The sequence below is a fragment of the Pseudomonas sp. EA_65y_Pfl1_P113 genome (assembly GCF_963970525.1).
GTDB lineage: Bacteria > Pseudomonadota > Gammaproteobacteria > Pseudomonadales > Pseudomonadaceae > Aquipseudomonas > Aquipseudomonas tritici.
This window is the reverse complement of the sequence record NZ_CAXAQM010000118.1, coordinates 1-896: the sequence shown is the minus strand read 5'-3', so window position 1 is coordinate 896 and position 896 is coordinate 1. Positions and strand designations below refer to the sequence as shown.

Here is an 896-nt window from a genome sequence, read left to right as displayed (position 1 = left end):
CGGAGTTTGATCCGAACATCAGATCAACTGGAGATGCCGTCCATCGCGACTGACCACTTGCGCGGTCCTTACCTACATACAGCGCGGGATCTTGGACAGATTTAGACCAAACGGTCCTCATATCGAGAAGATTGACAAAGAAGTCGTTGCTCAGGGTCCCTGGTCGGTCGGTTAACACGCCGACCGCCGATTTGCCGGCGTTTGCGTTCAGTGCGCGCATACCCCCGACCAGCACGGTCATTTCCGGCACCGACAGATCGAGCATGTAGGCACGATCCACTAGTGCTTCGGTCGGGGAAAGGCGATCTTTTGGATTGTAGTAATTTCGAAATCCGTCAGCTTCCGGCTCCATCGCTCTATAGGCTGCGACATCGGTTTGCTCCTGCGTGGCATCGACCCGACCAACGAAAAACGGCACACTAACATTAACGCCGCGCTCATTTGCGGCATGCTCGACTGCCGTGTCGCCTGCCAACACGATCATATCAGCCATGGATACCTGCCGCCCGCTTTTGTGGTTGAAACCATCACGAATGACGCCGAGCCTGCGCAGGACATCGGCGAGCTCCTGCGGCGAATTTGCCAACCAGTGGATCTGTGGTTCCAACCGCACGCGAGCGCCATTCGCACCCCCACGCATATCGGTTTTGCGATAGCTGGCGGCGGATGCCCATGCGGTTCGTATAAGCGCCGCGTCGGCGATGCCCGAGGCGGCAATCTCGCGCTTCAGCTTCTTGATGTCACCATCGCCGATTTGACCGCTTGATGTAGCAGGCAACGGCTCCTGCCATGCATATTCCTGCGCCGGGACGTCGTTGCCGAGATAGAAGCGGCGCGGACCCATATCGCGGTGGATGAGTTTGAACCACGCGGCAGCCCACGCCTTGTCGAAGGCC

1 protein-coding gene is annotated in these 896 nt (G+C 58.3%); it reads right to left on the bottom strand.

Features of this window, described 5'->3' with window-relative positions; genetic code table 11:
• The coding region (locus AACY52_RS28570) for a peroxidase family protein (RefSeq protein WP_339561104.1) at positions 1–896 on the bottom strand (896 nt) is incomplete at both ends.